This is a genomic window from Mesorhizobium sp. ANAO-SY3R2, assembly GCF_042466635.1.
Lineage (GTDB): Bacteria > Pseudomonadota > Alphaproteobacteria > Rhizobiales > Rhizobiaceae > Aminobacter.
Map to the genome: position 1 here is coordinate 1,520,561 of NZ_CP159955.1, position 26,379 is coordinate 1,546,939.

Below are 26,379 nucleotides of genomic sequence, written 5' to 3' on the forward strand. Positions count from 1 at the left end.
CAATGTCGCGCTGAAGGACCTCTTGGGAAAGAGGTAGTGATGCCCGCTGCCGAGCGGAAAGCTGTCGCACATCTCGTAGAGCGTCGCTGCGATTTCCTCGGCGCCCCAGCCTGCTGTCGCCATGTTCTCCCAGACTTCCCGAAACGCTTCGTCTGCCGCTTCCTGGCAGTCGATGCCGCGGTTGGGGTAGCAATCCGGACGGCGCAGCGGGTTGAGCCTCATGCAGCTACGGCCTGCCTTTCGACAATGGTGAGTTGGCCATCGGGCAGGGGGCGCTGAAGGGCTTTCGCCTGTTCCCATGGCTCGGACAGCCAAGTGTTGACCTCATCAGGCTCGGTCAGGATCACCGGCATAGCCTTCTGGCGGATAGGTTCCACGACAGAGTTGGGCGACGTGGTCAGGAAGCCGTAGAGTTCGAAATCACGCTCGCCGTCGCGGACCTTCTTTACGCCGTTCCATGGCGTCCTGATGCCGGCGAAGAAGGCGAGCGGCCGGTCGGCGCCTGTTGCGAACCAGGCGTTCGGCGTAGCGTCCACCATCGACCTTGCGCGCCGGGTCCGGCTCGGCAAAGGCGGTGAACGGCACCACACAGCGGCTCGCCGGCCCGAGCCAGCGCTGCCAGTGGGGTGAGGAGGTGTTGCGGATGTTCGTGACGCCGGGATCGTAGTTCTTCACGTAGGCCGGCGGCGACGGCATGCCCCATGTGGCGGCCACCATCTCGCGCTGACCGTCCTCGCCGACACGCACGATCGGAGCGAGCGTGCCCGGATAGACGTCACGTGACGGCTCGTTGAAGCCGGTCAGGTCGCGCATGGCGCGCGTCCACTGGATGAAGGGGCGCGAGCCTGCCTTGGGTTGCGGCCGGCGTCAATTATGCAAACAAGAACCCCGGCGGGTGGGCCGGGGCTTTTGTCAGGCGGGAGGATGCCGGTCAGAACATGTAGGCGACGCCGAGGCGGACATCGTGGGTTCGGACATCAAATTCATGAGTGTCGAACGAGAATTCAAAATCATCGGTTCCGTAGTCGGAGAAAAGATACTCGGCGCGCACAATGAGTTTGTCCGTGGCAGCCCACTCTACGCCGCCACCCACGACATATCCGGTGATCGTTTCCGTGGCCAATACGTCAGCCTTGCCGGCAGCATGGTCGACACGGAAACTACCCATGGCCAGGCCGCCCGTGGCATACGGCATGACCTGGCCAAGCGAATAGCCTACCCGCCCACGAAGTGATCCGGCGACCCGACTTTCGATCGGGCGAATGTACGGAAGCGGGTATACGATGTCTTCCACCTCAGCATTGCTGAACTTCAAATCAGCTTCGGCACCGAAGACCCAATTTCTGTACTGGAAATTGTAGCCGGCATAGATTGCGCTCCCAAGACCGCCGTCCGCAATGCTGGGTTGACCCTCTCCAACGTCCTCGGTGCGGATAGAAGAGTAGCCAATTGCAGCGCCGACGTAGAGGCCAGACCAGTTATAAGCGGCGGCGCCTTCCTGGTAGACGACTGCGTCAGCAGCAAACGCGCTGCCAGAAACAGCAAACAAGAATGTCGAAGCGAGAAGAGTCGTTTTCATTGTATGCCGTGCCCTCGAAGATGCAGCATCTGTCTCATAGGTGATGCAGTGTTGTCGCGTAAGGTGTCGCATTGTCTGTCGTCAGCGTCTTGGGCTGCACCGCACCCGAATTGTCATGGACAGCACAGCGGCGCTTTCCCGATCAGTGTGGCTGTTCTGCCTCAGTCGGAGGGCGTGTTCGCACCGCTGCCTGTTGGCAGCGACATGCGAGCGGCCGGCCTTGGGTCGCGCGAGACTACCTGGTGCTGCTCGGCGTCGAGCCGAAACGACGGCGAAAGCAGCGATTGAAATAAGACACGTCGCTAAACCCGCTCAGCAATGCGATCTCGCTGATCAGCATCCGGTCATTGCGCCTGTCGGAAAGCATCCGGTGGGCCTTTTGCAGGCGCAGTTCGAGAATGCGCTCGGCAAAGCTCATCCCGGTTTCCTGCAAGAGATCATGGACATAGCGCACGGAGAGCCGCAGTTGCTGGGCAACGCCCTGGGCCGAGACGGAGGGATCGGCAAAACTGTCCCGTATCTTGTTCAGGATGGCCTGGAGCCTTGCCGCACGCAGGCTACGCAAGCCCGCCAGTTCGGCGGCCTCGCCTTTCGCGCCGGTCGCCAGGCCGATCAGGTCGACGATCGTTTCGGTGACATGGGTGATGAGATCGGGCGAGGCTATGGCGGGGCCGGTATCCAGAAATCTGCAATAGCGCTTGAGCATATCAAGGGCCTCATTGTCGGCCCCGATGGACAGCGCCAGCCGATCGTCGATATGGGCGAAGGCGTCCGCCAGGACGGCGCGGGGTACCACCACATTCGCCCAGATATTCTTGTCGCTGCCGGTCATTTTCAGCGCCTCCGAAGCCGAGACCAGTGCTGCTTCGCCTTTGCTCACGCTGTAGTCGCGGCCGACCTGGGTGCCGCTCAGCATGGTGTCGCCGTTGTTGACTCCGTTCGAAATGGCGAACTTGTTACGTTGAGGATCGATCGCGATTACTCCTGGGCCTGGCGATGGCCCTTCGCCAAGCCGTTGAGGCGCGAGATCGTCGCCACCGTTGCCGGTGCATCGAAAGCCACATCCTTGCCCCGGTTGGGGCATGAAAAGGGCCCCACCCATTGGAGGGGCCCGAATAGATGCGATGCATTCAAAGGTGCTTGCGCTGGGCATCGTCTTCAAACTGCGACGTCTGCATTCGCCGATAGCCGGACCGTGCCATTCTCTATCTCAACCACGAGGCTAAGAGGGATGAAGTGATGGTGCCCTAGAACGAGGCGAGAACAAAGCACGAAAGCGCCGCGCGACTGGTTCAAGTGAACCATTACGGCAGCGTAACAAATTTTGGCTAAGTCTTTGAAAAGAAATGGTGGGCGATATAGGGATTGAACCTATGACCCCACCCGTGTGAAGGGTGTGCTCTCCCGCTGAGCTAATCGCCCGTCCGAGGCCCGAAGGCCGAACGTAGCGGCGATATAGGGGAGCAGCGTGAGGCGTGTCAAGGCGGCTTCAGCGACTTGCTGCGCTTATCAACTTTTCAGCGAGGCCAAGCGTCAGTTCATCATAGTGCGAGATGATCGCCGATGGCTCGAATTCGCTGACATGGCGGTCGGTGTAGCCGAAATCGACGGCGACGACAGGAATTCCGGCGGCTTTGGCCGTGTCGATGTCGGTGACCGAATCGCCAACCATGACCGCGCGCGAAACGTCTCCGCCGGCCATGGCGATGGTTTCGGTCAGATGACGCGGGTCGGGCTTGCGGATGCCGAACGTCTCGGGGCCGGTGATGGCAGCAAAGCGCTCGGAAAGTCCCAGTTCACCGATCAGGTCGACAGCGAGCTTTTCGTATTTGTTGGTGCAGACGGCGAGCAGGTAGCCTGCCGAGGCGAGCCGGTCCATCGCGGCCACCACGCCGGGGTAGGGTTGCGACCGGCCGGGGATGTTGAGCGAGTAGTGATCAAGGAAGATGTCGAGCAGGCGATCGTGTTCGTCGGCGTGCAACGATTTCTGCTGCGCGGCGAAAGCGCGCTCGATCATCACCCGGCCGCCCTGGCCGACAAAGCGGCGGAAGGCTTTGTCGTCAACCCTGGCGAGACCGCCGGCGACCAGCGTGTGGTTGAGGCTGTCGAGCAAGTCGGGGGCTGTGTCGACAAGGGTTCCGTCGAGGTCGAAAACGATGATCGGCTGGGCCATGGCGACGCTTTCCTGAGGTATCGGATGGCCGCAGGCGATAGCCCTTGGCCGGCCCCGGTGCAAGCTGTAGCCCATAAAGCCTTTGACCCAACCGGCAAAAATGCTAGGAGCCAAGGCTGTCATTCGAGGATTTTGCGAACATAACATGGATGCCAAGGCTTTGAAGATCGAGGCAGCGCGCGCTGCCCTTGGCTATGTCGAGAGCGGTATGCGCCTTGGCATCGGTACCGGCTCGACCGCGGAGGAATTCGTCCGGCTTCTGGCCGAGAAGGTCGCCGCCGGCATGGAGATCATCGGCGTTCCGACCTCGGAGCGCACGGCAGCCCTGTGCCGCGAACTCTCCGTGCCGCTTTCCACCCTCAATGAAACGCCTGAACTCGACCTCACCGTCGATGGTGCCGACGAGATCGATCCGGCGCTGACGCTCGTCAAGGGCGGCGGCGGCGCGCTGCTGCGCGAGAAGATCGTGGCGGCAGCGTCCACGCGCATGGTGGTCATTGCCGATGAAACCAAGCTGGTCGACACACTCGGCCGATTCCCGCTGCCGATCGAGGTCAATCCGTTCGGTCTCAAGGCTACTGAAATCGCCATCGCAATGGCCGCAGAGAAGCTCGGCCTGTCGGGGCCGCTCGTGCTGCGCAAAGCGGGCGGCGAGACCTTCGTAACCGACGGTGGACATTTCATTATTGATGCATCTTTTGGCCGCATTCCGGATACAAGAGCGCTTTCCGATGCCCTTCACGCCATTCCCGGCGTCGTTGAGCACGGCCTCTTTCTGGGATTGGCCACCGTCGCCGTTATTGCCGGCTCCAACGGTGTCAGAACCGTCCATCCGATCCGCTAAACAGGAGTTCTATTCATCATGAATTCGACAAACGGGCTTCGCCGCTTTTCCGTCATGGTGGCGGCTTCGGCATTCGTGGCCGTCAGCTTCTCGGCCCTGGCGCAGGAGATCGGCGATTCCCACATCAAGGCGGCACATGCAGCGATCGGGGCGATCCATGCCACCGATTCCTTCGATGGGATCCTGCCTCAGGCGGCAATGGCGCTGAAGCAGCAGCTGATCCAGCAGAACCCCGACATGCAGGAACTGATCACTCAGACGGTCGACGAAAAGACGCTTGAGCTCGCCTCGCGCCGCGCCGACCTGGAACGTGAGTCCGCGCTCGCCTATGCCAAGGCCTTCAGCGAGAAGGACCTCAACGACATCGCTGCCTTCTACAGCTCGGAAGCCGGCAAGAAGCTGATCGAGAACGGTCCCATCGCCTCGCGCGAACTGGTGAAGGCTGCCGAGATTTGGCAGAACGGCATCGCGCGCGATCTGGCCGAGCAGGTTGGCGAAAAGCTGAAGGCCGTTGCCGGCGCCAAGGCTCCGACTGCCAGCGATGGCGCAGCCTCTGCCGCACCGAAGAACTGATCGGCACAGACCGACAGCCACTTATCGACGAGCCCGGCTTTGCCGGGCTTTTCTTTTGATGCGGCTGCCACTACCTGTTGCGCACGTTGCGCCAATAGCCCGAAGCCGATCCGGTCTCCGGGGCTTCGCGGTGCGGCTTCAGAGATTCGGAGCGGCCTCTGCGTGCCAAAGCGCGAGCGACGCTCCAACTGCAGGAAGGACATCATGGCCCAGTACGACTACGACCTCTTCGTTATCGGTGGCGGCTCGGGCGGTGTGCGCGCCGCGCGCATCGCCGCCTCACTTGGCAAGCGCGTCGCGCTGGCCGAAGAGTTCCGCTTCGGGGGCACTTGCGTGATCCGCGGTTGCGTGCCGAAGAAGCTCTACGTCTATGCCTCGCAGTTTCCCGAACATTTCGAGGATGCCGCCGGCTATGGCTGGACGGTGGGCGAAACCAAATTCGACTGGAGCACGCTCGTCGCCAACAAGGAGCGCGAGATTTCGCGGCTCGAGGCGATCTACAAGCGCAATCTCGAAGGTGCGGGCGGCGAGACGATCCACTCGCGCGCCACACTTGTCGACAGCCACACGATCCGGATCGAGGCGGAAAACCGCACCGTCACCGCCGACCAGATCCTGATTGCCACTGGCGGACGCCCGAGCATCCATCCGGCACTGCCGGGCCATGAGCATTGCATCTATTCCGACGACGTCTTCGATCTTCCCGAATTGCCCAAAGCGATCATGATCGAGGGCGGTGGCTACATCGCCGTCGAATTTGCCAACATCTTCCACGGCCTGGGCGTCGAGACGACCCTGGTCTATCGCGGCAAGGAGATTTTGAGCCGCTTCGACATGGATCTGCGGCACACGCTTCACCAGACCATGGTGGAGAAGGGCATTCGCATCGTCTGCCCGGCAGTCTCCGAAGAGGTGGTTAAACGGCCAGATGGGCGACTAGACGCGCGTCTGAACACCGGTGAGGTCCTGACCGTCGACCAGGTGATGCTCGCCATCGGGCGCACGCCCAACACCGAGAACCTCGGGCTGGAGGCCGCAGGCGTCGAGATGGACAGGTCGGGCGCGATCCCGGTCGATCGCTTCTCCCGCACGAATGTCGGCAACATCTGGGCGGTGGGCGATGTCACCAACCGCGTTCAACTCACGCCGGTCGCCATCCACGAGGCGATGTGTTTCATCGAAACGGCGTTCAAGGACAACCCGACCGAGCCTGATCACGATTGCATCGCCACTGCCGTGTTCTCTCAGCCGGAGATCGGCACGGTGGGGCTTTCGGAAGACGAAGCCTCGAAGCGCTTCGCTCATCTTGAGATCTATCGTGCCAGCTTCAGGCCAATGCGGCATACGCTTTCGGGGCGACAGGAAAAGATGCTGATGAAGCTGGTCGTCGATGGCGATACGCGCGTCGTGCTCGGCGCCCATATCCTTGGCCCCGATGCCGGCGAGATGGCGCAGCTGCTCGGCATCTCGCTCAAGGCCAGGCTCACCAAGGACGATTTCGATCGTACCATGGCGGTCCACCCTTCGGCGGCCGAGGAGCTTGTGACCATGTACAAACCTTCCTATCTGGTAAGGAACGGCGCCCGCGTCGAGAGTTGAGCGGGCGTTGTCCTCCACCGCGGCGGATGGGAGTTGAAAGGCGTCTGCGGAGCCTGCCTAAGAGGCGTCGCATTCGATTTCCGTCAGGTTCCGGGGTAGAATAGAGGCGCTTCATCGTGTAAACAGCCGCGTTCCCGCTATTGCGGGGCCGGCGCGGGTGAGGTGCCCGTAGCGAACTTTTTTGGGTGCGAACATGACGAAATGGTCACCGAATTCCTGGAGAAGCATGCCGATCCAGCAGGTGCCGGCTTTTCCGGACGCTGCGGCACTCGCAGAAACGGAAGCCCGTCTCGCAACCTTTCCTCCCTTGGTTTTTGCAGGTGAGGCGCGCAAGCTGAAAAAGCAGCTTGCTGCCGTTGCCAATGGTCAGGCGTTCCTCCTGCAGGGCGGCGATTGCGCCGAGAGTTTCGCCGAGCATGGCGCCGACAATATCCGCGACTTCTTCCGCGTATTTCTGCAGATGTCGGTCGTGCTGACCTTCGCCGGCGCGCAGCCGGTGGTCAAGGTCGGCCGCATTGCCGGTCAGTTCGCCAAGCCTCGCTCGGCCGATACCGAGACCAAGGACGACGTGACGCTGCCGAGCTACCGCGGCGACATCATCAACGGTCCGGCATTCGATGAGAAGTCGCGCGTGCCCGATCCGGCGCGCCAGGAGATGGCATATCGCCAGTCGGCCGCGACGCTGAACCTTCTGCGCGCCTTCGCGCAGGGCGGCTATGCCAGCCTCGAGAACGTTCACCAGTGGATGCTCGGCTTCGTTTCGAACAGCCCGGCCGGCGAACGCTATGAGGCACTTGCCGGCCGCATCACAGAGACGATGGATTTCATGCGGGCCGTCGGCATCACCTCGGAGACCAACTACGCGCTGCGCGAGACCGATTTCTACACCAGCCACGAGGCACTTCTGCTTGGCTACGAGCAGGCGCTGACCCGCGTCGACTCGACCTCCGGTGACTGGTATGCGACGTCCGGCCACATGATCTGGATCGGCGACCGCACGCGCCAGCCCGACCACGCCCATATCGAGTACTGCCGTGGAGTGAAGAACCCGCTCGGCCTCAAGTGCGGCCCGTCGCTGACGCCCGATGGCTTGCTGAAGCTGATCGACCTGCTCAACCCCGAGAACGAGGCGGGCCGGCTCACGCTGATCGCGCGTTTCGGTCACGACAAGGTCGGCGAGCATCTGCCGAAGCTGATCCGCGCGGTCGAGAAGGAAGGCCGCAAGGTCGTCTGGTCGTGCGATCCGATGCATGGCAACACGATTACCGCAGCAGGCTACAAGACGCGGCCGTTCGACCGGATCCTCAGCGAAGTGCAGAGCTTCTTCGACGTCCACCGCGCCGAGGGCACGCATGCTGGCGGCATCCATGTCGAGATGACCGGCAAGAACGTCACGGAGTGCACCGGCGGCGCCCGTGCCATCACGGCGGACGAGTTGCAGGACCGCTATCACACGCATTGCGACCCGCGCCTCAATGCCGACCAGGCGATCGAGCTCGCTTTCCTGGTTGCGGAACGGCTCAGGAAGAGCGCCGCGACGCCGGAAAAGAAGGCAGTGAACGCCTGATCTGCAGGGCGACGTCAGACAAACAAAAGGCGCTGGTTTCGACCGGCGCCTTTTTCGTTATGGGGTTGTGTCTATTTCGCTGGCATGAGCCGCTGCTGGCAGCGCTTCGACCGAGGCCGGCTCGGATTTCGGGTAATGCTCAGATTTGCTGAGTGCCGGTTGTGCCGAGTTGTGCCGAGTTGTGCCGAGGTCAATGGTCGGCCATGGCGGGAGAGATGAGGCTTCTCGTCAGTCCTTTTTGTAAAGAAGCCAGTTCTTGCCCTGCTGGGTGGCAATCGACGAATAGCGGGTGACGCGATTGCGTCCAATCACCTTGGAACGATAGAGCGCGCGGTCCGCTTTGGCGTAGAGATCTTGCGGCCCGTCCGCGTCCGATGCCATGCACACGCCCATCGAAACGGTGACCTGACCCCAATCTATGCCCGGCTGGATGTCCTTGAGTTGGGTCTGTTCGACCAGCATGCGGATGCGGTCGGCAATCTCCACGGTCGCATCTTCGGTCATTCCTTCCACCACCAGTGCGAATTCTTCACCGCCCGTGCGGGCGACAAACATGTCGCGGTGCACGCTGGTCTGGAAGATGCCGGCAACGATCTGAAGGATCTTGTCGCCGACGGGGTGGCCGTAACGGTCGTTGATATCCTTGAAGCGGTCGATGTCGGCCAGGATGAGCGCGCTGAAAAGCACGCCCTTGTTGCCATCGTAGATCGCGGCAATTCGATTGTCGAAAGCGCGACGATTCCAAGCGTGGGTGAGGGGGTCGGTATCGGCAAGCTTCTTGTATTCTTCGAGCTTCGACTTGACCGTCTCGAGTTCGGCAGACTTGTCGCCGAGAGTACTCGCAAACTGCCTGCCATGATCGATGGTTGCGGCAGTCGCCACCGACATGACGCCAGCGATCTTTTGCAGCAATTCTTGCGACATGGCTGTCCGGTTGCTCAGCCCGCTTGACGTTTCGTCCAGCACCTGGCCATAGCGCTCGATGTGGCTACGTTCGCTACGCAGCAGGCTAGCAACCCCTTCCAGTTCGCGCGCAAGAACCTCTCGCGCCTGCTCGACTATTCGCTGGCCGTGGTTCTGCGCAAAGAACTTTCGACCGATCTGGTCGAGTTGCTCCTGGGTCGGACGGTTGCCGAGAGCGATCACCTCAAGGCTAAGGGCCGGATTCGAGCCGGTAAGGGCCTCGTAGAAAATCTCGTAGTTGCGGGGCAGGCCGATGACGCCCATCTGGCCCATCGTCGTTACAACGGTGGTCGCAATGTCGTTGCCTCGATCCGTCGGGGCTGCTGCGGATTGCATGTTTGTCCCGTTTCAGTTGTCCGACCGGGCGCTTCAGCGCCGGCGACAGTGCGGCGGTAGGCCGGATCAGGGGGGCAGATGGCTGGCGTGGATACTCGTCGGGGCGCAGGTTCCCTCTGTACCCGTCATTTGTATTTAAACTTAATTTGTCTGGGCTAATGCTTCCTTAATTTACGCTGACCTTGCGCGCAATATTCTACCAGCGGGTGTGCCATCGTTTCGGCGGGATGCCAGTCAGGTACAGTCGAAACCGCGTGTCGTTGGAACCGAAGGACCATTGAACGCTCCCGCGGCTATTGTTCCACTTTATTGAACGCTTCGTCGCAGGTTGGCGCTCTGCCGGATACCCTTGGGCAAGCGTATATTGAGAGCAAGGAGAAACACCATGACCTCGTTGCCCACACTCTTCATTTCGCATGGCGGTCCCGACATCGTCTTGTCAGATACTGCAGCGCGGCACTACCTCGAATCCGTTTCGACACTCATGCCGAAACCGAAGGCTATCGTCATCGTCTCTGCGCACTTCGAGACCGATGGCGTCGCGGTCGTCACTGACCCGAAGCCGGGCATGATCTATGACTTCGGTGGCTTTGCGCCCGAACTGTACAAGATGATCTATCCGGCTCCGGGCGAACCGGCTCTGGCAGCGCGTGTCTTCGACATGCTCGATGCGGCAGGTCTCAAGCCGCACACCTATGAAAGACGCGGCTACGATCATGGCACATGGACACCGCTGAAGCTGGCCTTTCCCGATGCCGATATTCCGGTCGTCCAGGTTTCCATCGATCCCAATCGCGATGCGGCTTGGCACTATGCGATCGGCAAGGCACTCGCGCCGCTGCGCCGGGAAGGCGTGCTCCTGATCGGTTCGGGCCATATCACGCACAACTTGCGGGCTTACTTTTCGAAGTTGCGGCACGGCGCTGCGCCTGATCCAGCCCTGTCGGACAAGGTGAATGAATTCACCCGATGGTTTGCCGCCAAGCTGGGGACAGGCGACACCGACGCGCTGCTGCACTGGAAGGAGAGGGCGCCTTATCCCTCCGAGAACCACCCGACGGACGAGCATCTGATGCCGATCTTCTTCGCCTATGGAGCTGCAGGCGACGGCGCCAAGGGGCGGCGGGTGCACGATTCGGTCGACTATGGCTTCTTCGCCAATGATTCCTATCTGTTCGACTGACCGCCAAGCCGCTACATGATGCCCTTTCGATCACGTTGAAAGGGCATTTCATGGAGCGGCTGGTCAAGGCTTTCCAGAATTCGGTGCGCGCGTTCTCGCGGCTCATGCGGACCGAGGCTGCGTTCCAGCAGGAGGTCATCTTGCTGGTAGCGGCGCTTCCTGTGGGATGGTTCGTTGCCGGGACCTGGAGCGGCTATGCGCTGTTGATCGGCTCGATCCTGTTCCTGATCACGGTAGAAGTGCTCAACACCGCCATCGAAGCCGCTTGTGATGCGGTTTCGCGCGAGTTCAACATCGACATCCAGCTTGCCAAGGACTGCGGTTCGCTCGCTGTTCTGATCACCATCGTCATCGTACTGGGCGTCTGGGGCTTCGCCGTGGCCGAGCGCTTGCTTGGCCTTCCGATCTGACCCAATCGACCCTACATGTCGGTTACCAAAGGAGACTGACATGTCTGACCACGCCAATATCCAACATCTCGAAGTTCGTTCAGGTCTGCCTGACGATTTGCGCTGGCTGGTCGAAAACTATCCGCGTGAAAGCTGGCAAGGACACGACAACATTCATGGCATGGCGTCGATGTGGCTGCAGCGGCACGATATGTTCCGCGAACTGGGCGGCATGCTGACTTCCGGCATTGCTGACTATCGGGAGGGGCGGCTCGATGCGCGGGGATTCGCACAGTGGTTCGCGCCACGGCTCAACTTCTTCCTCGGGAACCTCGACGGCCACCACAATGTCGAGGACCATCACTATTTCCCCGTTTTCGCCAATGCCGAAAAGCGGCTGAAGCGCGGCTTCGAGATCCTCGATGCCGACCATCACCTCATCCATGAGGCGCTGGAGCGCAATGCGGAAACTGCGAACTCCTTTATCCGCTCGCTGCAGGAAAACGAGGACCAGCAGCGATTTGCTGCCGACGCCTATGCCGACGAGAACGCACGGCTGGTTGCGATGCTGACCCGGCATCTCGCTGACGAAGAGGATCTGATCATCCCGCTGATCCTCGACCGCGGCGATCGCGCGCTAGGGATCGATTGAAGCCTTTTCGGGCGGTTCCTTCTTGGCCCTGTGATGAGCCACGAGCAAGGCGGCGATCGTCACGGCGGCGCCGATGCCCAGGCCGATGACAAGGCGATGGTGCGCCTTCAGCGTCTCGCCTAGGATATGTTCGGCGCCCAAGCCGAAGACATAGCCAAGGCTGACAAAGATCGCGGCCCATACCAGCGCCGACAGCGCATTGAGAATGACGAAATGCGATAGCGGGATGCGCGACAGGCCGGCGGCTATGCCGCCTACCAGGCGCATGCCGTAGACATAGCGGTTGCCGAGTACGTACAGGTTGGGGTGTTCCTGCACGAGCCTGAAGGCGTGACTGAAGCCGGGCCTTCGCCGCAGCAGGCGCACATATTTATGGCCGGCGTAGCGACGGCCGAGGATGAAGAAGAGCGTGTCGCCCAGGAAGGCGCCGACTGCGGCTACGACAAATACATGCCAGGTGGCAAAAAACTGCTGATGGGCGAAGAAGCCGCCAAGGATTGCAACGCTTTCACCCTCCGCCATGCAGCCGATGAAGACTGCGAGAAGCCCAAAACGCTCGACGAGGTAATGGAGCGTGTCCATCATCAAGCTGGTGCTTTGCTCATCGTGGTCTCCGTTTCGCGGTCCGATTGATCGGCAGTCTCACCGGCACGCCAGCCAACGTTTGGCCAAATCTGTCGTGTCTTGGTCGTCGTCCACTCCGCAGTGAAGACGCCTGCTTGGCAGCCGCAAATCCATATAAGAAGATGACAGCGCACCAAGCCACCGCGGCCTGCTAGGAGACATCATGCTGGATTTTGCCAAGATCAGGGCTCGTGCAGCTGCGCGCAAGGGGGGCGAGGCAGTTTTGACATCGTTGCTCGGGCCTGCGCCGGACAATGGTGCCTTGACTGACGTCAGCGATGATCGCGTCCTCTCCACAATGGCCGAGCGGGTATTCGCTGCGGGTTTCGTATGGCGTGTGATCGAGCAGAAATGGCCGGGCTTCGAGGAGGCTTTTCTCGGGTTCGAGCCGAAGCGGCTTTTGTTCCAGCCCGACGATTTCTGGCACGATCTAGCTTCAGACAAGCGCATCGTTCGCAATCCGCAGAAGATCAGGTCGGTGCGCGACAACGCCGCTTTCGTCGAGCGCGTGGCTATTGAACATGGCAGCTTCGGCAAGTTTCTCGCGGCATGGCCGGCAGACGATCAGGTAGGGCTGACCGCCTATCTCGGCAAGCATGGCAGCCGACTCGGCGGCAACACCGGCCAGTATCTCCTTCGCTGGCTCGGCTGGGACACCTTCATCCTGTCGCAGGACATGATCGCTGCCCTGCGCGACGCCGGGCTCGACATTGGCGAGACGGCGTCGTCGAAGAAGGATCTCGCCAAGGTGCAGGCCCAGATCAACGACTGGGCTGCCAAGACCGGGCTGCCGCGCGCCCATATCTCGCGCATCCTGTCGATGTCGATCGGCACTAATCATCCTGTCGACGAGCTTCGCGCCTATATGGGCGAGTGATGGCCCAGTCGATCGCCATTGCCCGAGCGGAATACTGAGGCTAAATCGCTGACATGACGAAAAGATCCATTCCCGACGTGCTTCGCATTGCTGTGGCCCAGCTCAACCCGACGGTCGGCGATATCGCCGGCAATCTCGCCAAGGCACGCGAGGCGCGGGCGGACGCGGCGCGCCAGGGTGCGGACCTTGTGCTCTACACGGAACTCTTCCTCGCCGGTTATCCGCCGGAAGATCTGGTGCTGAAGCCGGCTTTCGTCACCGCGTGCGAGCGCGCGGTGGAAGAGTTTGTCAATGATACGGCTGACGGTGGGCCGGGCGTGATCGTCGGGGTGCCGCTTCGGCGCAAGAGCGGCCTGCACAATTCGATCATCGTTGCCGACGCTGGTAAGGTCATCGCCGAGCGCTACAAGGTCGACTTGCCAAATTACGGCGAGTTCGACGAAAAGCGCGTCTTCCAGCCTGGCCCGGACATGCCCGGGCCGATCAACTTTCGCGGCGTGCGGCTCGGAATCCCGATCTGCGAGGATATCTGGGGCGATCTCGGCGTCTGCGAGACGCTGGCCGAGAGCGGTGCCGAAATCCTGCTGGTGCCGAACGGCTCCCCCTACCATCGCGCCAAGATGGACGTCCGCCATCAGGTAGCGATTCGCCAGGTGATCGAGAGCGGCCTGCCGCTGCTTTATGCCAACCAACTGGGCGGCCAGGACGAACTGCTGTTCGATGGGGCGTCCTTCGCGATCAATGCTGACCACTCGCTGGCCTTCCAGATGAGCCAGTTCGAAGAGGCGGTGGCGATTACCACGTGGAAGAGAAACGGCGAGCGCTGGGCCTGCGTTGAAGGGCCGATGTCCAAAATTCCTGAAAAGGAAGAGGCCGACTATCGCGCCTGCATGTTGGGACTGCGCGACTACGTCAACAAGAACGGCTTCAAGAATGTCGTGCTCGGCCTTTCGGGGGGCATCGATTCCGCCATTTGCGCAGCCCTTGCGGTCGATGCGCTCGGCGAGGAGCGGCTTCGCGCCATCATGATGCCGTATCGCTATACGTCCGGTGAGTCGCTCAAGGATGCCGAGGACTGCGCCCGCGCGCTCGGCTGCCGCTATGACATCGTGCCCATCCAGGAGCCGGTCGAGGGCTTCTTGCATGCGCTGACGCAGCTGTTCGAGGGCACCCAGGAAGGCATCACCGAAGAGAACCTGCAAAGCCGCGCCCGCGGCACGATCCTGATGGCGGTCTCCAACAAGTTCGGCTCGATGGTGGTTACCACCGGCAACAAGAGCGAGATGTCGGTCGGCTATGCCACGCTCTATGGCGACATGAATGGCGGCTTCAACCCGATCAAGGACCTCTACAAGATGCAGGTCTACGCGCTGTCACGCTGGCGCAACACGCACGTGCCGCCCGGCGCGCTTGGTCCCTCGGGCGAGGTGATCCCGCAGAACATCATCGACAAGGCGCCTTCGGCGGAACTCAGGCCCAACCAGACCGACCAGGATTCGCTGCCGCCATATCCGGTGCTCGACGACATCCTCGAATGTCTCGTCGAGAACGAGATGGGGGTCGACGAGATCGTCGCGCGCGGCCATGACCGCGACACGGTGCATCGCGTCGAGCACCTGCTCTATGTCGCTGAGTACAAGCGTCGCCAGGCGGCACCGGGCGTGAAGATCACCAAGAAGAACTTTGGCCGCGATCGCCGTTACCCGATCACGAACCGATTCAGGGATCGCGGGTAAGTCGCTGAATTCAATTTCAAATCAGTTTGAGGGTAGGGGTCCGTGACCGCGGTCGAAATCAGCTTTGACGTTTCGCGGATCGACTTCGACAAGACGTCCGAAGCCGTCAAGGCGAGCTATTGGGGAGCGGGCCGCACTGACGAGGGGAATCGCCGCGCCTTCGCCAATTCGCTTTGCGTGGCTGCCCATCTAGCTGGCCAGCAAGTCGGTTTTGCCCGGGCTATCACCGACTACGCCTGCTTTGCCTATATGTCCGACGTCATGGTCTGGCCCGGGAATCGCGGTCTCGGCATCGGCAAGAAGTTGATCCAGGCCCTGCTCGACCATCCGGACCTGGCGAGCGTGACAAGCTGGAGCCTGCGCACCAGCGACGCGCACAGCCTCTACGAGCAGTTCGGCTTCGAGACGGCGACCGACGGCATGTATATGCGGCTTGCCCGGCAGCCAGCATGACTGGCGCAAGTCTAGCCGGATTGTCTTCCGGAACTGCCCGGAAAATGTCGAATTCGTTCATGCGATGAAACCACATTTGGTTTGCCTACTGCACGACCGCGAGGAACTTCGTCGTTGCTTCTGGCCCAACAGGTTTTGATCTCTTGCCGGGGTTGGCGGCTCGGCATTGCTCGGCTATAAGCAAGTCTTTCGCGGCTACGAGCAGGGAGGTCTGAATGCCAGAGTACGACATGTCCTCCCGAGGTTTGAACCGAGGTCGCTGACCAGTCGAACCGCTCCCGGCGTCCCAAATTTTCGACGCCGCCGTATCGCGACTTCCTGATTCACCAAGAATTATTCGTCGCGCCTTTGGACATTCTTTTTTCGAGGAAGGCGTCAGTTGCGGCGCCTCGATGACATCATGGCTCGTTTCCGTATCAACTTGCGCGGCGGCGCATTCCGCAGCGTTCTAGGGTTCACTTTCCGGCACTGGCGGCGTCAGCCGGTGCGGATCGCCGCCATCTCCGGGGCCGTACTCATCTCGACGATGGCCGATGTGCTGACGCCGCTCTATTCGGGCCGCCTGATCGACGCGGTCGCCAGCGGCGCCGCCACCGACGAGGTGGCGTGGAATGCGGCTTTGTCTGCGTTCTTCACGCTGCTGGCGCTCGCTACCGGCTCGCTGGTGTTCCGCCACATCACCTTTGCCGGGATCATCAAGCTGACCCTGAAGATGATGTCCGACATCGCGGCCGACGCCTTCCACCGCGTCCAGCGCTTTTCGACCGACTGGCATGCCAACAGCTTCGCCGGCTCGACGGTGCGCAAGGTCACGCGCGGCATGTGGGCGCTAGATCTGCTCAACGACACGCTTCTGGTGGCGCTGTTGCCGTCCTTCGTGATGCTGGTCGGCTCGACCGTTCTGCTCGGCTGGCATTGGCCGATGATGGGCCTGATCATCGCGGCCGGTTCGCTGATCTTCATCGCCCAGACGGTGTTGCTGTCGCTCGGCTTCGTCGCGCCGGCGGCGAGCCTGGCCAACAGTTGGGACACGCGGCTCGGCGGCTCGCTGGCCGATGCGGTCTCCTGCAATTCCGTGGTCAAGGCCTTCGGTGCGGAAGAGCGCGAGGAAGATCGTCTCGCCAAGGTCGTCGCCAAGTGGCGGCACCGTACTGGACGCACCTGGATGCGCGGTACGATCAATGGAACCTCGCAGAACATCACACTTGTCCTACTGCGCGCTGCGATCATCGGCTTCGCACTCCATTTGTGGTCGAGCGGTCAAGCGAGTGCAGGCGACATTGCATTCGTTCTGACCTCGTTCTTTCTGCTGCAGGGCTATCTGCGCGATGTCGGGATGCACATCCGCAACCTGCAGCGATCGGTCAACGACATGGAGGAACTGGTCGATATCCAGGGGCAGGCGCTCGGCGTCGCCGATCGGCCTGGCGCCAGGCCGATCCAGATTCGCGACGGCGGCATCGAGTTCGACCATGTGACGTTCCACTATGGCAGCCATTCGCGGCCGCTCTACCGCGACTTCTCGGTGTCCATCCGCCCGGGCGAGCGTGTCGGGCTGGTCGGGCATTCGGGCTCGGGCAAGACGACTTTCGTCAAGCTCATCCAGCGGCTCTACGATGTCGGTGATGGCCGGATCGTGATCGACGGGCAGGATATTGCCAAGGCGACGCAATCGTCGCTGCGCGCGCAGATCGCCATCGTCCAGCAGGAGCCTATCCTGTTCCACCGCTCGCTGGCCGAGAACATCGCCTACGCCCGGCCGGGCGCTACCCAGGCCGAGATCGAGCACGCGGCGAAGCTCGCCAGCGCGCACGACTTCATCCAGCGGCTGCCCAAGGGCTATGGCACGCTGGTCGGCGAGCGCGGTGTCAAGCTGTCGGGCGGCGAGCGCCAGCGCGTGGCGATTGCGCGCGCCTTCCTCGCGGATGCGCCGATCCTGATCCTCGATGAGGCGACGTCGAGCCTCGATTCGGAATCGGAGGTGTTGATCCAGCAGGCGATGGAGCGGCTGATGGTCGGGCGCACGACGCTGATCATCGCCCACCGGCTGTCGACGGTGCGCGCACTGGACCGGCTGCTGGTCTTCGACCGGGGCAGGATCGTGGAGGAAGGACGCCACGAGGCGCTGGTCCGTCTCGACGGCGGCATATATCGCCGGCTGTTCGAACGCCAGGCGCTGGAACTGACCAAGGGGCTCGTCTGAAACCTCCGATGGGTCGCGAATTTTTGCGGCTCATCGGCCACTTTGAAGCTGTCGTTCCCATGGTTGGCTTTCAATGGAACCGGGGATCATCTATTTCTGAAAGGGAAGGAACGAGGGCGCAGCCTTGTCAACGCAAATGCCATCCGCTACGCCCCCGGCCATGACCGTTACAGTTCGCTTCGCCCCTTCGCCCACCGGCCGCATCCATATCGGCAATGCGCGCACGGCCTTGTTCAACTGGCTGTTCGCCCTCAAGCACAGGGGGCGCTTCATCCAGCGCTTCGACGACACTGATGTCGAGCGCTCACGCCAGGAATACGCCGACTCGATCCTCTACGATCTGCATTGGCTCGGCATCTTCCCCGACCAGACCGAATACCAGTCGCGGCGCTTTGGCAGCTACGACGCTGCCGTCGAAAAGCTCAAGGCTGCCGGTGTGCTCTACCCCTGCTACGAGACGCCGGAAGAGCTCGACCTGCGTCGCAAGGTGCGTCGTACCCGCGGCCTGCCGCCGGTCTATGGTCGCGAGGCGCTGAAGCTGACCGAGGCCGAACGCGCGGAATACGAGTTGGAAGGCCGCAAGCCGCACTGGCGCTTCCTGTTGCCCAATTTCGGCTCCGATCCGTTCGAGACCGAGCGCACCGAGATCGTCTGGGACGACCTGGTTAGAGGCGAAGAGACGGTCGACCTCGCATCGCTTTCCGACCCCGTGCTGGTGCGGGCCGATGGCACCTATCTCTACACGCTGCCTTCGGTGGTCGACGACTTCGAGATGGGGGTCAGCCACATCATTCGTGGCGACGACCACGTCACCAATACCGGCGTGCAGATCGCGCTGTTTCGCGCACTCGGTGCTGAACCGCCAGTGTTCGGACATCACAACCTGCTGACCACTGCCTCCGGCGAGGGGCTGTCCAAGCGCACCGGCGCGCTGTCGATCGAGAGCCTGCGCGAGAGCGGCATCGAGCCGATGTCGGTCGCATCGCTCGCCGTACTTGTCGGAACGTCGGAAAACGTGACGGCGACGGCAAGCCTTGCCGATCTCGCGGAGAAATTCGACCCGGCGGCGACGTCGAAATCGGCGTCGAAGTTCGATCCGGATGAGCTTGTCGTGCTCAATCGCGCGCTGCTGCATCATATGCCCTTTTCCGAAGTGCGCGATCGACTGATGGTGATGGGCATCAGCGGCGACCATGCCGAGGCCTTCTGGATGGCGGTGCGCGGCAATCTGGACCGGATTACGGATGCCGCTATCTGGTGGCGCATCCTGCGCGAAGGACCTCAGCCGGCAGCGGAACTTGCTGACGAGGATCGGGCGTTTGTCGGCCAGGCGCTCGACCTGCTGCCGGAGGAGCCTTGGGACGGCAATGTCTGGAAGAACTGGACGACCGCGGTGAAGGAAGCGACCGGCCGCAAGGGCAAGGCGCTGTTCATGCCGCTCAGGCTGGCGCTTACCGGCCTTGAGTCGGGGCCGGAGCTTGCAGATCTATTGCCCCTTGTCGGTCGGGAAGGAACGTTGGCCCGACGGCCCTGACCTTGCGGTCCGGGGCGGGGATGGCGCTGGGGCCACTGGCTTCAGGCGCCGGCCGCTCGATCGTCGGCGTGGTGACGGGCGCGCTCGGGACCGGGCGCCCGTCACCCGCGATGATCGAGAAGTTGCTGTTCTGGTTCTGGCCGATGTTGCAGCCGCAAGCGGGCACACGCGGCAGATCGGTCCGCTTGTAGCGATAGGCTGTCGGCAGTTTCCGGTAGGGCTGGCCCGACCGTGCCGAGACCATGTCGTCCTGGGTTTCGCCATCAGCCAAGTGATAGAAGAGTTCAACCTCCGTTCCCGGGCAACCGGCTTCGCAACTCTTCTGGTCGCGCTGGAAGTCGGACACTGTCGCTGTGCTCGATAGTGGGAAGGTGTAGCCGTCGCAGGTGCGAACGCAAAGCGTGCGGTACTCGCCCATGCTTTGCGGCCCGGTTCTGCCGACCACGATGCGTTGCGGATAGCCCGAGCCCGTCTCGACGGACTCCGTGCTGCCACCGCGGATGATCGTGCCGCCGAAGTCTTGCTCTGCTGGCGCAACATAGGGCGATTCCGCCTCTTGGTCCTCGGCGTCAGGGTCGTGGCAGCCCGCCAGTTCCATCGCGTCGAGAATGCGGACGCGCTCGCGCCTGGTATCCGCGCTTGGCGGAGCGTGGGGGCGCTCGAGATTGTCTTGCATCCTGGCGATATCAGCGTTCAGGGCGGCGCAAACGCTGATCATGTCGCCCGATATAGCCCGGTCGCAGCCGAGTTTAGCCGCGCGTGTACGCGCCTCATCTATCTGATCGCCGGACAGCATGCCGGGCCCGCCAAGCACGCCCGATGCTCCTTGCGGCCGTTCAAGCTGTGCCGCGAGTTGTTGACATTCCGGCGTGGCGGCCAATGTCGGCCCAATGGCGAAGGGCAGGAGTGCAAGCGCCGCCAGCAAAACGTTAGGCGGCCTTTTCCGTGCAACTTCGCATGCGCCGCGTCCGAACATGCCGCTCCCTTCGAGGGTCGACTCAAGCCTGCTGCAGCCGAGAGTAACCGTTTTGTCGGCCGCGACCTATTCCCGATGGGGCTCAGATGGTCGCCTGAGCCCTTTGGGTGGCCTCGACCACGGCAAGCGCGGTCATGTTGACGATGCCGCGCGAGGTGACCGAGGGCGTCAGGATATGGGCCGGCTGGGCGGTGCCCAGAAGGATCGGGCCGACATGCAGCGCGTCGAGCATCGTCTTGACGGTCGTCAGCGCGATATTGGCGGCGTCGAGATTGGGGAAGACAAGCAGGTTCGCTTCGCCCTTCAGCGTCGAGTGCGGGTAGACGCGCTGGCGCAGCGCTTCGGAAAGCGCCGAATCGCCATGCATTTCACCGTCGGCCTGCAGCTTGGGGGCGATGCGCTTCAGGATCTCGGCGGCATCACGCATCTTCCTGGCGCTCGGCGTGTCGCGCGAGCCGAAATTCGAATGGGATAGAAGTGCGGCCTTGGGCTCGATGCCGAAGCGCCGGATTTCCTCCGCCGCAAGGACCGTCATTTCGGCGATCTCTTCGGCCGAAGGGTCCACTGTCACATAAGTGTCGGTGAAGAACATCACGCCGCGCTGCGAGATCAGCATCGAAAGTGTCGACAGATCCCGATCACGCACGCCCTCGCGGGCGCCGACGATCTGCTGGACGTTACGCAGATGGCGCTCGAAGCGTCCTTCCAGGCCGCAGATCATCGCGTCCGCATCGCCGCGCTTCAGTGCAATGGCGGCAATCACCGTGTTGTTGGTGCGTACCATGGTGCGCGCGGCTTCAGGCGTGATGCCGCGGCGGCCACCGAGCTCGATGAGGAGCTCGACATAGTGACGGTAGCGCGGATCGTCCTCGGGGTTGATGACTTCGAAGTCGATGCCAGGACGTATGCGCAGCCCGTATCGCTTCAGCCGTACCTCGATGACATGCGGACGGCCGATCAGGATCGGCTTCGCCAGATCCTCCTCGAGCACCACCTGGGCGGCGCGCAGCACGCGCTCGTCTTCGCCGTCGGCATAGATGACGCGCTTGGACGGCGCTTGTTTTGCGTTGGAGAAGATCGGCTTCATCACCAGGCCGGAGCGGAAGACAAAGCGGTTGAGCTTGTCGACATAGGCCGCAAAATCGGTGATCGGCCGGCTGGCCACGCCTGTCTCGCAAGCGGCCTTGGCGACGGCAGGCGCAATGCGCAGGATGAGGCGCGGGTCGAAGGGCGAGGGGATGAGGAAGTTCGGCCCGAAGGTCGGGGTTTCACCCGAATAGGCGCGCGCGGCAACGTCGGACGGTTCCTCGCGTGCGAGTGCGGCGATCGCGCGCACGGCGGCCATCTTCATTTCCTCGTTGATGGCGCGTGCGCCGCAGTCGAGTGCGCCGCGGAAAATGTAGGGGAAGCAAAGGACGTTGTTGACCTGGTTGGGGAAATCCGAACGGCCGGTGCAGATCATGGCGTCTGGCCGTGCGGCCCTTGCCTCCTCCGGCATGATTTCCGGTTTCGGGTTGGCGAGCGCCAGGATCAGCGGCTTTTCGGCCATCTGGCCGAGCAGTTCCGGCTTCAGAACGCCGGCGGCCGAGAGGCCGAGGAAGACGTCGGCGCCGCCGATGACGTCGGCCAACACGCGTGCGTTGGTGTCCTTGACGTAAGGGTCCTTCCAGCGATCCATCTCTTCGGTGCGGCCCTTGTAGGCGACGCCGAAGCGGTCGGTGACCCAGATGTTCTCAACCTGGGCGCCCAATGAGACCAGCAGGTTGAGGCAGGCGAGGGCCGCAGCCCCCGCGCCTGACGTCACGATCTTGATGTCCTCGATCTTCTTGCCGGCGAGTTCGAGCCCGTTGAGCACCGCCGCCGCCACGATGATCGCCGTGCCGTGCTGGTCGTCGTGGAAGACGGGGATTTGCATCTTGGCCTTCAGCTGCGCCTCAACCTCGAAGCACTCGGGCGCCTTGATGTCTTCGAGATTGATACCGCCGAAAGTCGGCTCGAGTGCCGCGATCGTATTAACCATCTGGTCGATTTCGGGGGCGTCGATCTCGATGTCGAAGACGTCGATGCCGGCGAACTTCTTGAACAGCACCGCCTTGCCTTCCATCACCGGCTTGGAGGCCAGCGGGCCGATATTGCCAAGGCCCAACACGGCCGTGCCGTTGGAGATGACCGCAACAAGATTGGCGCGGGCGGTGTAATCGGCAGCGGTCTCCGGGTTGTCCTGGATGGCAAGGCATGGGGCCGCGACGCCGGGCGAATAGGCGAGCGCCAGGTCGCGCTGGTTGCCGAGCGGCTTGGTCGCCTGGATCTCGAGCTTTCCGGGGATCGGGTACTTGTGGAAGAAGAGGGCGGCGTGATCCAGGTCGGCGATCGCTTCCTTCTTCTTTTCGTCCCCGGTCATGTCCTGCTCCTTAAGAATCCAATCGCAAAGGACGTTATTAGCACGGCCGCCGGTATTTTCGAGGCGTCAACGGCCAAACGGAGGATGAATCACTTTCAAGTTCCGGAATGGCAATCATTCCAGCGGTTTGCCGACGACGGTTGAAGGAGCGATGCGGTCATTTGTGCGACCTCGGGGCGCCACGCGTCCATAAGACGCGCTCGTGGCGCTGTCCCGAACATCTTGGTGATCGGTCAGAATGCGCTCACATAGAGCCCGCCGTCGACCGGGATGTTCTGGCCGGTCATGTAACCGGCATGCACCGAGCACAAGAAGGCGCAGATCTGACCGAACTCTTCCGGCGTGCCAAGCCGGCCGGCTGGAATTCCGGCACTCAATCGCCCACGCCGTGCTGCAGCCTCTGCGGGGTCCTCGATGCTGCCGGGGTCGTGCGGCCCACGCAGGCGGTCGGTGTCCAGCTTTCCCGGCAGCATGTTGTTGATGGTGACATTGCGGTCCGCGACCGTGCGCGCCACGCCCGCCAGGAAGGCGGTGAGGCCGGCGCGTGCGCCCGATGACAGATCGAGGCCGGGTATCGGCACGTAGACCGAAAGGGAAGTGATGTTGACGATGCGGCCGAAGCCGCGCGCCGCCATGCCGTCGATGACCGCCTTGATCAGTTCGATCGGGGTGACCATGTTGCTGGTTACGCCTGCGAGGATCTTTTCCCGATCGAGTTCGCGGAAGTCGCGATAGGGCGGCCCGCCATTGTTGTTGACCAGGATGTCGGGGGCCGGGCAGGCCGCCAGCAACGCCTTCTGGACCTCGGGATCCGATATGTCGCCGACGATTTCGGTTACCGGCACGCTAAAGCGCAGGCGAATCTCGGCCGCTGTCCTGCTGAGGGTGTCGGCGTCGCGGCCATTGAGGAAAAGCTCGCAGCCCGCCTCTGCGAGCGCCATGGCGCAGCCCTTGCCGAGTCCCTTGCTCGACGCGCAGACGATTGCCTTTTTCCCGCGGATGCCGAGATCCATTACGTGTCTCCTGTAGGTGATGACCAACCCTAGGTCCGCTTGTCGTCAGCCGCAAGCGTCACACGGCTGTTGCATGAATCTGGGCATAGCGACGCCAAAAGCAACGGGTCGCATGCCATGTCCGGCACGAACACACGCAAACTCCGCACACTCTTCATTTCTGATTTCCACCTCGGATCGAAGACCGCGAAGGCCGAACATCTGATTGATTTCCTCCGCCACCAAGAGGCGCGGCGCTCCAATGTCTCGCGCCGTTGGCATGAGGGGCCGAGCCACGCTTTGGCCCATGGTGGATATGCCACGCTGACAGCGCAGAAGCAGGCGCAAAGGCTCGGCGTCCACGCGCCCCTGCCGACGTGCAAACCGCCGCACGTCCTGGCCGAAGCGGCGCACCGGCCGTGGCCCAACCCTTGCCGTCCTCGCCATCTGCGGCCGCTTTCACGCTGAGGGCACCCATGATATTGGATCAGAAAAATCGGTGAGGCAGGCTCAGTTCGGGTCTTCACCCGGATCGCATACCCGCCATGATGCTTCCACCGCTTACGCCAGAACAGCAGGTCAAGCCGCGCCGCTTCGAGTTGCGGATGTCGTTGCTGTTTGCAGCACTTTTCCTGCCGATGGGCGTGCATCTACCCTATTTCCCATTGTGGCTCGAAGTCGAAGGCTTCGACCCCGAACAGATCGCCATCATCCTGTCGGCACCGATGTTCCTGCGTGTCATCACCACGCCGCTGATCTCCGCGATGGCCGATCGCGCCAAAGACCGCGCCAATGTTTTCATCTGCCTCGCTGCATTGGCACTCCTGCTGTCGCTCGGATATTTCCTCGAGCCGGGTTACCTGACCGTGCTCGCAGTCTCGTTGGCGCTGGCGGTGGTGTGGACGCCGCACGCACCCATCGCCGATTCGATGGCGTTGTCAGGCGTCCGTCGGTTTGGCTCGGACTATGCGGCGATGCGCATCTGGGGGTCGATTTCGTTCCTCGGCGGCAGTCTGGCAGCCGGCTTTATCCTGTCGCGGAGCGGCGCCGGTGCGGTTCCTGCCATAATTTCGGCCGGGCTGCTCGGCTGCATTGCCGTATCGTTCGTCATCCCGCGCCTGGGTAGGCCGCGCCGGGCCCTGCAGCACGCTTCTATGGGCGCGCAGCAGGCTTCGCCCAAGCTATTCAGCCGCTATTTTCTGGTAATGGCTGCTGCAATCGGTGTGCTCGTCGCGAGCCATGGTTTTCTCTACGGCTTCGTGTCGATCTACTGGAAGTCGCTGGGCATCAGCGAAACGGTCGTCGGCCTGTTGTGGAGTTGGGCCGTGGTGACCGAGATCATCATGTTCATGTTCTTCACCCGGTTGCTGGGCGCTCGCTCGACCACCTTCGTGGTGGCGCTAGCCGCGGTTGGCGCTTTGCTGCGCTGGCTGGCCTACCCGCTGATCTGGCCGCTCGGCCTTGGTGTGCCTGGCTTCTTTGCCGTGCAAAGCCTGCACTCGCTCTCCACAGGACTGGCGTTGATCGCTGTACAGAAGCTGATCGCCGAATCGGTCCCAGAGGAACGCACTGGCGCCGCCCAGGGCCTGGCCTATTTCACCAACGGGATGTCGATGGCGCTGGTGACGCTCGCCTCCGGCCCGCTCTATCAATATTTCGGCGCGAACGGCTTCTATGTCATGGCAGTCGTGGCTGCATTCGCGATCGTGCTGGTGCTTGTCGGCGGTCGATCAGCCCCAAAGTTCGGGCAGGGGCGGTGATACCATCGAGCCCTCGTAGGTGAGGCCCGGCGCCCGGTCGCGCGCCAGCAGCAGTGGGCCGTCGAGATCGACGTACTCCGCGCCTTGAGCCAGCAGCACGGCAGGTGCCATGGCAAGCGACGTGCCGACCATGCAGCCGACCATGACCTCGAATCCCATCTGCCGGGCGCAGTCTCTCAGCTCGAGCGCGGCCGTCAGTCCGCCCGATTTGTCGAGCTTGATGTTGATCGCGTCGTAGAGCCCTTTGAGCTTGTCGAGATCATCTGCGACATGCACGCTCTCGTCGGCGCAGATCGGCACCGGATGCGGGATGCGGCCGAGGATTGCATCGGCTCCCGCCGGGAGCGGCTGTTCGATCAGCGCAATGCCGAGTTCCGCCGCAGCCGCCAGGTTTTCGACGATGTTGGCATCTGTCCATCCTTCGTTGGCGTCGAGGATGATGCGGCTGCGCGGTGCGGCCTCGGTGACGGCGCGGATGCGGGCGATGTCGTTGTCGCCGCCGATCTTGACCTTGAGCAGCGGCCGCGCGGCGTTGGCGCGCGCCTGAGCACCCATCGCCTCGGGCTCGCCAAGCGAAAGCGTGTAGGCTGTCTCCAAGGCTACGGGCTGGCCAGTGCCGAGTGTTGTCCAAGCGGCCACGCCGTTCGCCTTCGCCTCAAGATCCCACAAGGCGCAATCAACTGCATTGCGGGCCGCGCCCGCCGGCATGAGCCCAAGCAGTTCCATGCGCGAAGCGCCTGCCTCTACCGCCCGGCGCGCCTGCTCGATTGCCGCGCGCACGCTTTCCATCGTCTCGCCATATCGCTTGTAGGGCACGCATTCGCCACGTCCGACATGGCCTGATTCGGCGATCGTGCATGTGATCACTTCGGCCTCTGTCTTCGAACCACGCGAAATGGTGAAGGTTCCGGCGATTGGAAAGGTCTCGGATACGACCGAAAGGACACGCGGCATGGAAAACTGCT

The 26,379-nt window shown here is 62.3% G+C and carries 23 protein-coding genes, 1 tRNA gene and 2 pseudogenes; 14 read left to right on the forward strand and 12 right to left on the reverse strand.

Annotation, left to right across the window (positions count from 1 at the left end; translation table 11 throughout):
* Positions 1 to 218: 218 nt before the first annotated feature.
* The 6 genes and pseudogenes from ABSY17_RS12095 to ABSY17_RS12120 all read right to left on the reverse strand — a co-directional run bounded on the left by ABSY17_RS12095 (position 219) and on the right by ABSY17_RS12120 (position 3,752).
* A pseudogene (locus tag ABSY17_RS12095) lies at positions 219 to 813 on the reverse strand (SOS response-associated peptidase).
* A gap of 118 nt (positions 814 to 931) precedes the next feature.
* Positions 932 to 1,579: an outer membrane protein gene (locus ABSY17_RS12100; protein WP_378950707.1), complete on the reverse strand. Its 648-nt coding sequence runs from the start codon at positions 1,577 to 1,579 to the stop codon at positions 932 to 934.
* Positions 1,580 to 1,814: 235 nt separating this feature from the next.
* The gene (locus ABSY17_RS12105; RefSeq protein WP_378952628.1) at positions 1,815 to 2,732 is read right to left on the reverse strand and encodes a helix-turn-helix transcriptional regulator; all 918 of its coding nucleotides are present in this window, start codon (positions 2,730 to 2,732) and stop codon (positions 1,815 to 1,817) included.
* Between the two features lie 5 nt (positions 2,733 to 2,737).
* Complete coding sequence (locus ABSY17_RS12110) at positions 2,738 to 2,884, reverse strand: DUF2171 domain-containing protein (RefSeq protein WP_378950710.1); 147 nt, start codon at positions 2,882 to 2,884, stop codon at positions 2,738 to 2,740.
* 42 nt (positions 2,885 to 2,926) lie between these two features.
* A tRNA-Val gene (locus tag ABSY17_RS12115) sits at positions 2,927 to 3,001 on the reverse strand.
* A 67-nt stretch (positions 3,002 to 3,068) separates the two neighbouring features.
* Complete coding sequence (locus ABSY17_RS12120) at positions 3,069 to 3,752, reverse strand: phosphoglycolate phosphatase (protein WP_378950712.1); 684 nt, start codon at positions 3,750 to 3,752, stop codon at positions 3,069 to 3,071.
* Positions 3,753 to 3,897: 145 nt separating this feature from the next.
* Between ABSY17_RS12120 and rpiA the strand changes: the two genes are divergently transcribed.
* The 4 genes from rpiA to ABSY17_RS12140 all read left to right on the forward strand — a co-directional run bounded on the left by rpiA (position 3,898) and on the right by ABSY17_RS12140 (position 8,335).
* Positions 3,898 to 4,596 carry a ribose-5-phosphate isomerase RpiA gene (gene rpiA / locus ABSY17_RS12125; protein ID WP_378950715.1) on the forward strand — a complete coding sequence of 233 codons (699 nt, stop codon included), beginning with the start codon at positions 3,898 to 3,900 and terminating at the stop codon, positions 4,594 to 4,596.
* 18 nt (positions 4,597 to 4,614) lie between these two features.
* Entirely contained in the window at positions 4,615 to 5,169 is a 555-nt protein-coding gene (locus tag ABSY17_RS12130; protein WP_378950718.1) for a DUF2059 domain-containing protein, read from the forward strand.
* 204 nt (positions 5,170 to 5,373) lie between these two features.
* Complete coding sequence (gene gor / locus ABSY17_RS12135) at positions 5,374 to 6,768, forward strand: glutathione-disulfide reductase (protein WP_378950721.1); 1,395 nt, start codon at positions 5,374 to 5,376, stop codon at positions 6,766 to 6,768.
* A gap of 193 nt (positions 6,769 to 6,961) precedes the next feature.
* The gene (locus ABSY17_RS12140) at positions 6,962 to 8,335 is read left to right on the forward strand and encodes a class II 3-deoxy-7-phosphoheptulonate synthase (protein WP_378950723.1); all 1,374 of its coding nucleotides are present in this window, start codon (positions 6,962 to 6,964) and stop codon (positions 8,333 to 8,335) included.
* Positions 8,336 to 8,563: 228 nt separating this feature from the next.
* Here ABSY17_RS12140 and ABSY17_RS12145 read toward each other — a convergent pair whose 3' ends face one another.
* Positions 8,564 to 9,634: a GGDEF domain-containing protein gene (locus ABSY17_RS12145; RefSeq protein ID WP_378950726.1), complete on the reverse strand. Its 1,071-nt coding sequence runs from the start codon at positions 9,632 to 9,634 to the stop codon at positions 8,564 to 8,566.
* Between the two features lie 385 nt (positions 9,635 to 10,019).
* Here ABSY17_RS12145 and ABSY17_RS12150 point away from each other — a divergent pair, with 385 nt between their 5' ends.
* The 3 genes from ABSY17_RS12150 to ABSY17_RS12160 are packed head-to-tail and all read left to right on the forward strand — an operon-like array spanning position 10,020 to position 11,858.
* Positions 10,020 to 10,817, forward strand: a complete 798-nt coding sequence (locus tag ABSY17_RS12150; protein ID WP_378950729.1) for a dioxygenase — start codon at positions 10,020 to 10,022, stop codon at positions 10,815 to 10,817.
* A 50-nt stretch (positions 10,818 to 10,867) separates the two neighbouring features.
* Positions 10,868 to 11,227, forward strand: coding sequence for a diacylglycerol kinase (locus ABSY17_RS12155; RefSeq protein WP_378950732.1), 360 nt, complete (start codon positions 10,868 to 10,870; stop codon positions 11,225 to 11,227).
* 40 nt (positions 11,228 to 11,267) lie between these two features.
* Positions 11,268 to 11,858, forward strand: a complete 591-nt coding sequence (locus ABSY17_RS12160; RefSeq protein WP_378950735.1) for a hemerythrin domain-containing protein — start codon at positions 11,268 to 11,270, stop codon at positions 11,856 to 11,858.
* Here the strand turns inward: ABSY17_RS12160 and ABSY17_RS12165 are convergent.
* Positions 11,844 to 12,443 carry a DedA family protein gene (locus tag ABSY17_RS12165; RefSeq protein WP_378950739.1) on the reverse strand — a complete coding sequence of 200 codons (600 nt, stop codon included), beginning with the start codon at positions 12,441 to 12,443 and terminating at the stop codon, positions 11,844 to 11,846. The genes ABSY17_RS12160 and ABSY17_RS12165 overlap by 15 nt on opposite strands.
* Positions 12,444 to 12,645: 202 nt before the next feature.
* On the opposite strand from ABSY17_RS12165, the gene ABSY17_RS12170 reads away from it, so the two are divergent.
* The 5 genes from ABSY17_RS12170 (at position 12,646) to gltX (ending at position 19,285) form a co-directional block, all read left to right on the forward strand.
* Positions 12,646 to 13,359 carry a DNA-3-methyladenine glycosylase I gene (locus ABSY17_RS12170; RefSeq protein ID WP_378950742.1) on the forward strand — a complete coding sequence of 238 codons (714 nt, stop codon included), beginning with the start codon at positions 12,646 to 12,648 and terminating at the stop codon, positions 13,357 to 13,359.
* A 53-nt stretch (positions 13,360 to 13,412) separates the two neighbouring features.
* Complete coding sequence (locus ABSY17_RS12175) at positions 13,413 to 15,095, forward strand: NAD+ synthase (protein WP_378950745.1); 1,683 nt, start codon at positions 13,413 to 13,415, stop codon at positions 15,093 to 15,095.
* A gap of 42 nt (positions 15,096 to 15,137) precedes the next feature.
* Positions 15,138 to 15,548: a GNAT family N-acetyltransferase gene (locus tag ABSY17_RS12180; protein ID WP_378950748.1), complete on the forward strand. Its 411-nt coding sequence runs from the start codon at positions 15,138 to 15,140 to the stop codon at positions 15,546 to 15,548.
* A 400-nt stretch (positions 15,549 to 15,948) separates the two neighbouring features.
* The gene (locus tag ABSY17_RS12185; protein WP_378952631.1) at positions 15,949 to 17,751 is read left to right on the forward strand and encodes an ABC transporter ATP-binding protein; all 1,803 of its coding nucleotides are present in this window, start codon (positions 15,949 to 15,951) and stop codon (positions 17,749 to 17,751) included.
* A gap of 160 nt (positions 17,752 to 17,911) precedes the next feature.
* Positions 17,912 to 19,285 carry a glutamate--tRNA ligase gene (gltX, locus tag ABSY17_RS12190; protein WP_378950751.1) on the forward strand — a complete coding sequence of 458 codons (1,374 nt, stop codon included), beginning with the start codon at positions 17,912 to 17,914 and terminating at the stop codon, positions 19,283 to 19,285.
* On the opposite strand, the gene ABSY17_RS12195 is transcribed toward gltX, so the two are convergent.
* From ABSY17_RS12195 to ABSY17_RS12205, 3 genes are all read right to left on the reverse strand, one after another.
* Positions 19,203 to 20,099, reverse strand: coding sequence for a DUF2865 domain-containing protein (locus ABSY17_RS12195; RefSeq protein WP_378950754.1), 897 nt, complete (start codon positions 20,097 to 20,099; stop codon positions 19,203 to 19,205). The genes gltX and ABSY17_RS12195 overlap by 83 nt on opposite strands.
* Before the next feature lie 244 nt (positions 20,100 to 20,343).
* Positions 20,344 to 22,662: an NADP-dependent malic enzyme gene (locus tag ABSY17_RS12200; protein ID WP_378950757.1), complete on the reverse strand. Its 2,319-nt coding sequence runs from the start codon at positions 22,660 to 22,662 to the stop codon at positions 20,344 to 20,346.
* Between the two features lie 233 nt (positions 22,663 to 22,895).
* Positions 22,896 to 23,675 (reverse strand): SDR family oxidoreductase, encoded by a 780-nt coding sequence (locus ABSY17_RS12205; protein WP_378950760.1) that lies wholly within the window; start codon positions 23,673 to 23,675, stop codon positions 22,896 to 22,898.
* Positions 23,676 to 23,792: 117 nt separating this feature from the next.
* Here ABSY17_RS12205 and ABSY17_RS12210 point away from each other — a divergent pair.
* Both ABSY17_RS12210 and ABSY17_RS12215 read left to right on the forward strand, forming a co-directional pair.
* Positions 23,793 to 23,906: pseudogene (locus ABSY17_RS12210) on the forward strand (UDP-2,3-diacylglucosamine diphosphatase); the annotation flags it as partial.
* Positions 23,907 to 24,199: 293 nt separating this feature from the next.
* The gene (locus ABSY17_RS12215) at positions 24,200 to 25,414 is read left to right on the forward strand and encodes an MFS transporter (protein ID WP_378950763.1); all 1,215 of its coding nucleotides are present in this window, start codon (positions 24,200 to 24,202) and stop codon (positions 25,412 to 25,414) included.
* On the opposite strand, the gene dgcA is transcribed toward ABSY17_RS12215, so the two are convergent.
* Positions 25,385 to 26,368, reverse strand: a complete 984-nt coding sequence (gene dgcA / locus ABSY17_RS12220; protein ID WP_378950766.1) for an N-acetyl-D-Glu racemase DgcA — start codon at positions 26,366 to 26,368, stop codon at positions 25,385 to 25,387. The two genes, ABSY17_RS12215 and dgcA, sit on opposite strands and share 30 nt — an antisense overlap.
* Positions 26,369 to 26,379: the final 11 nt, after the last annotated feature.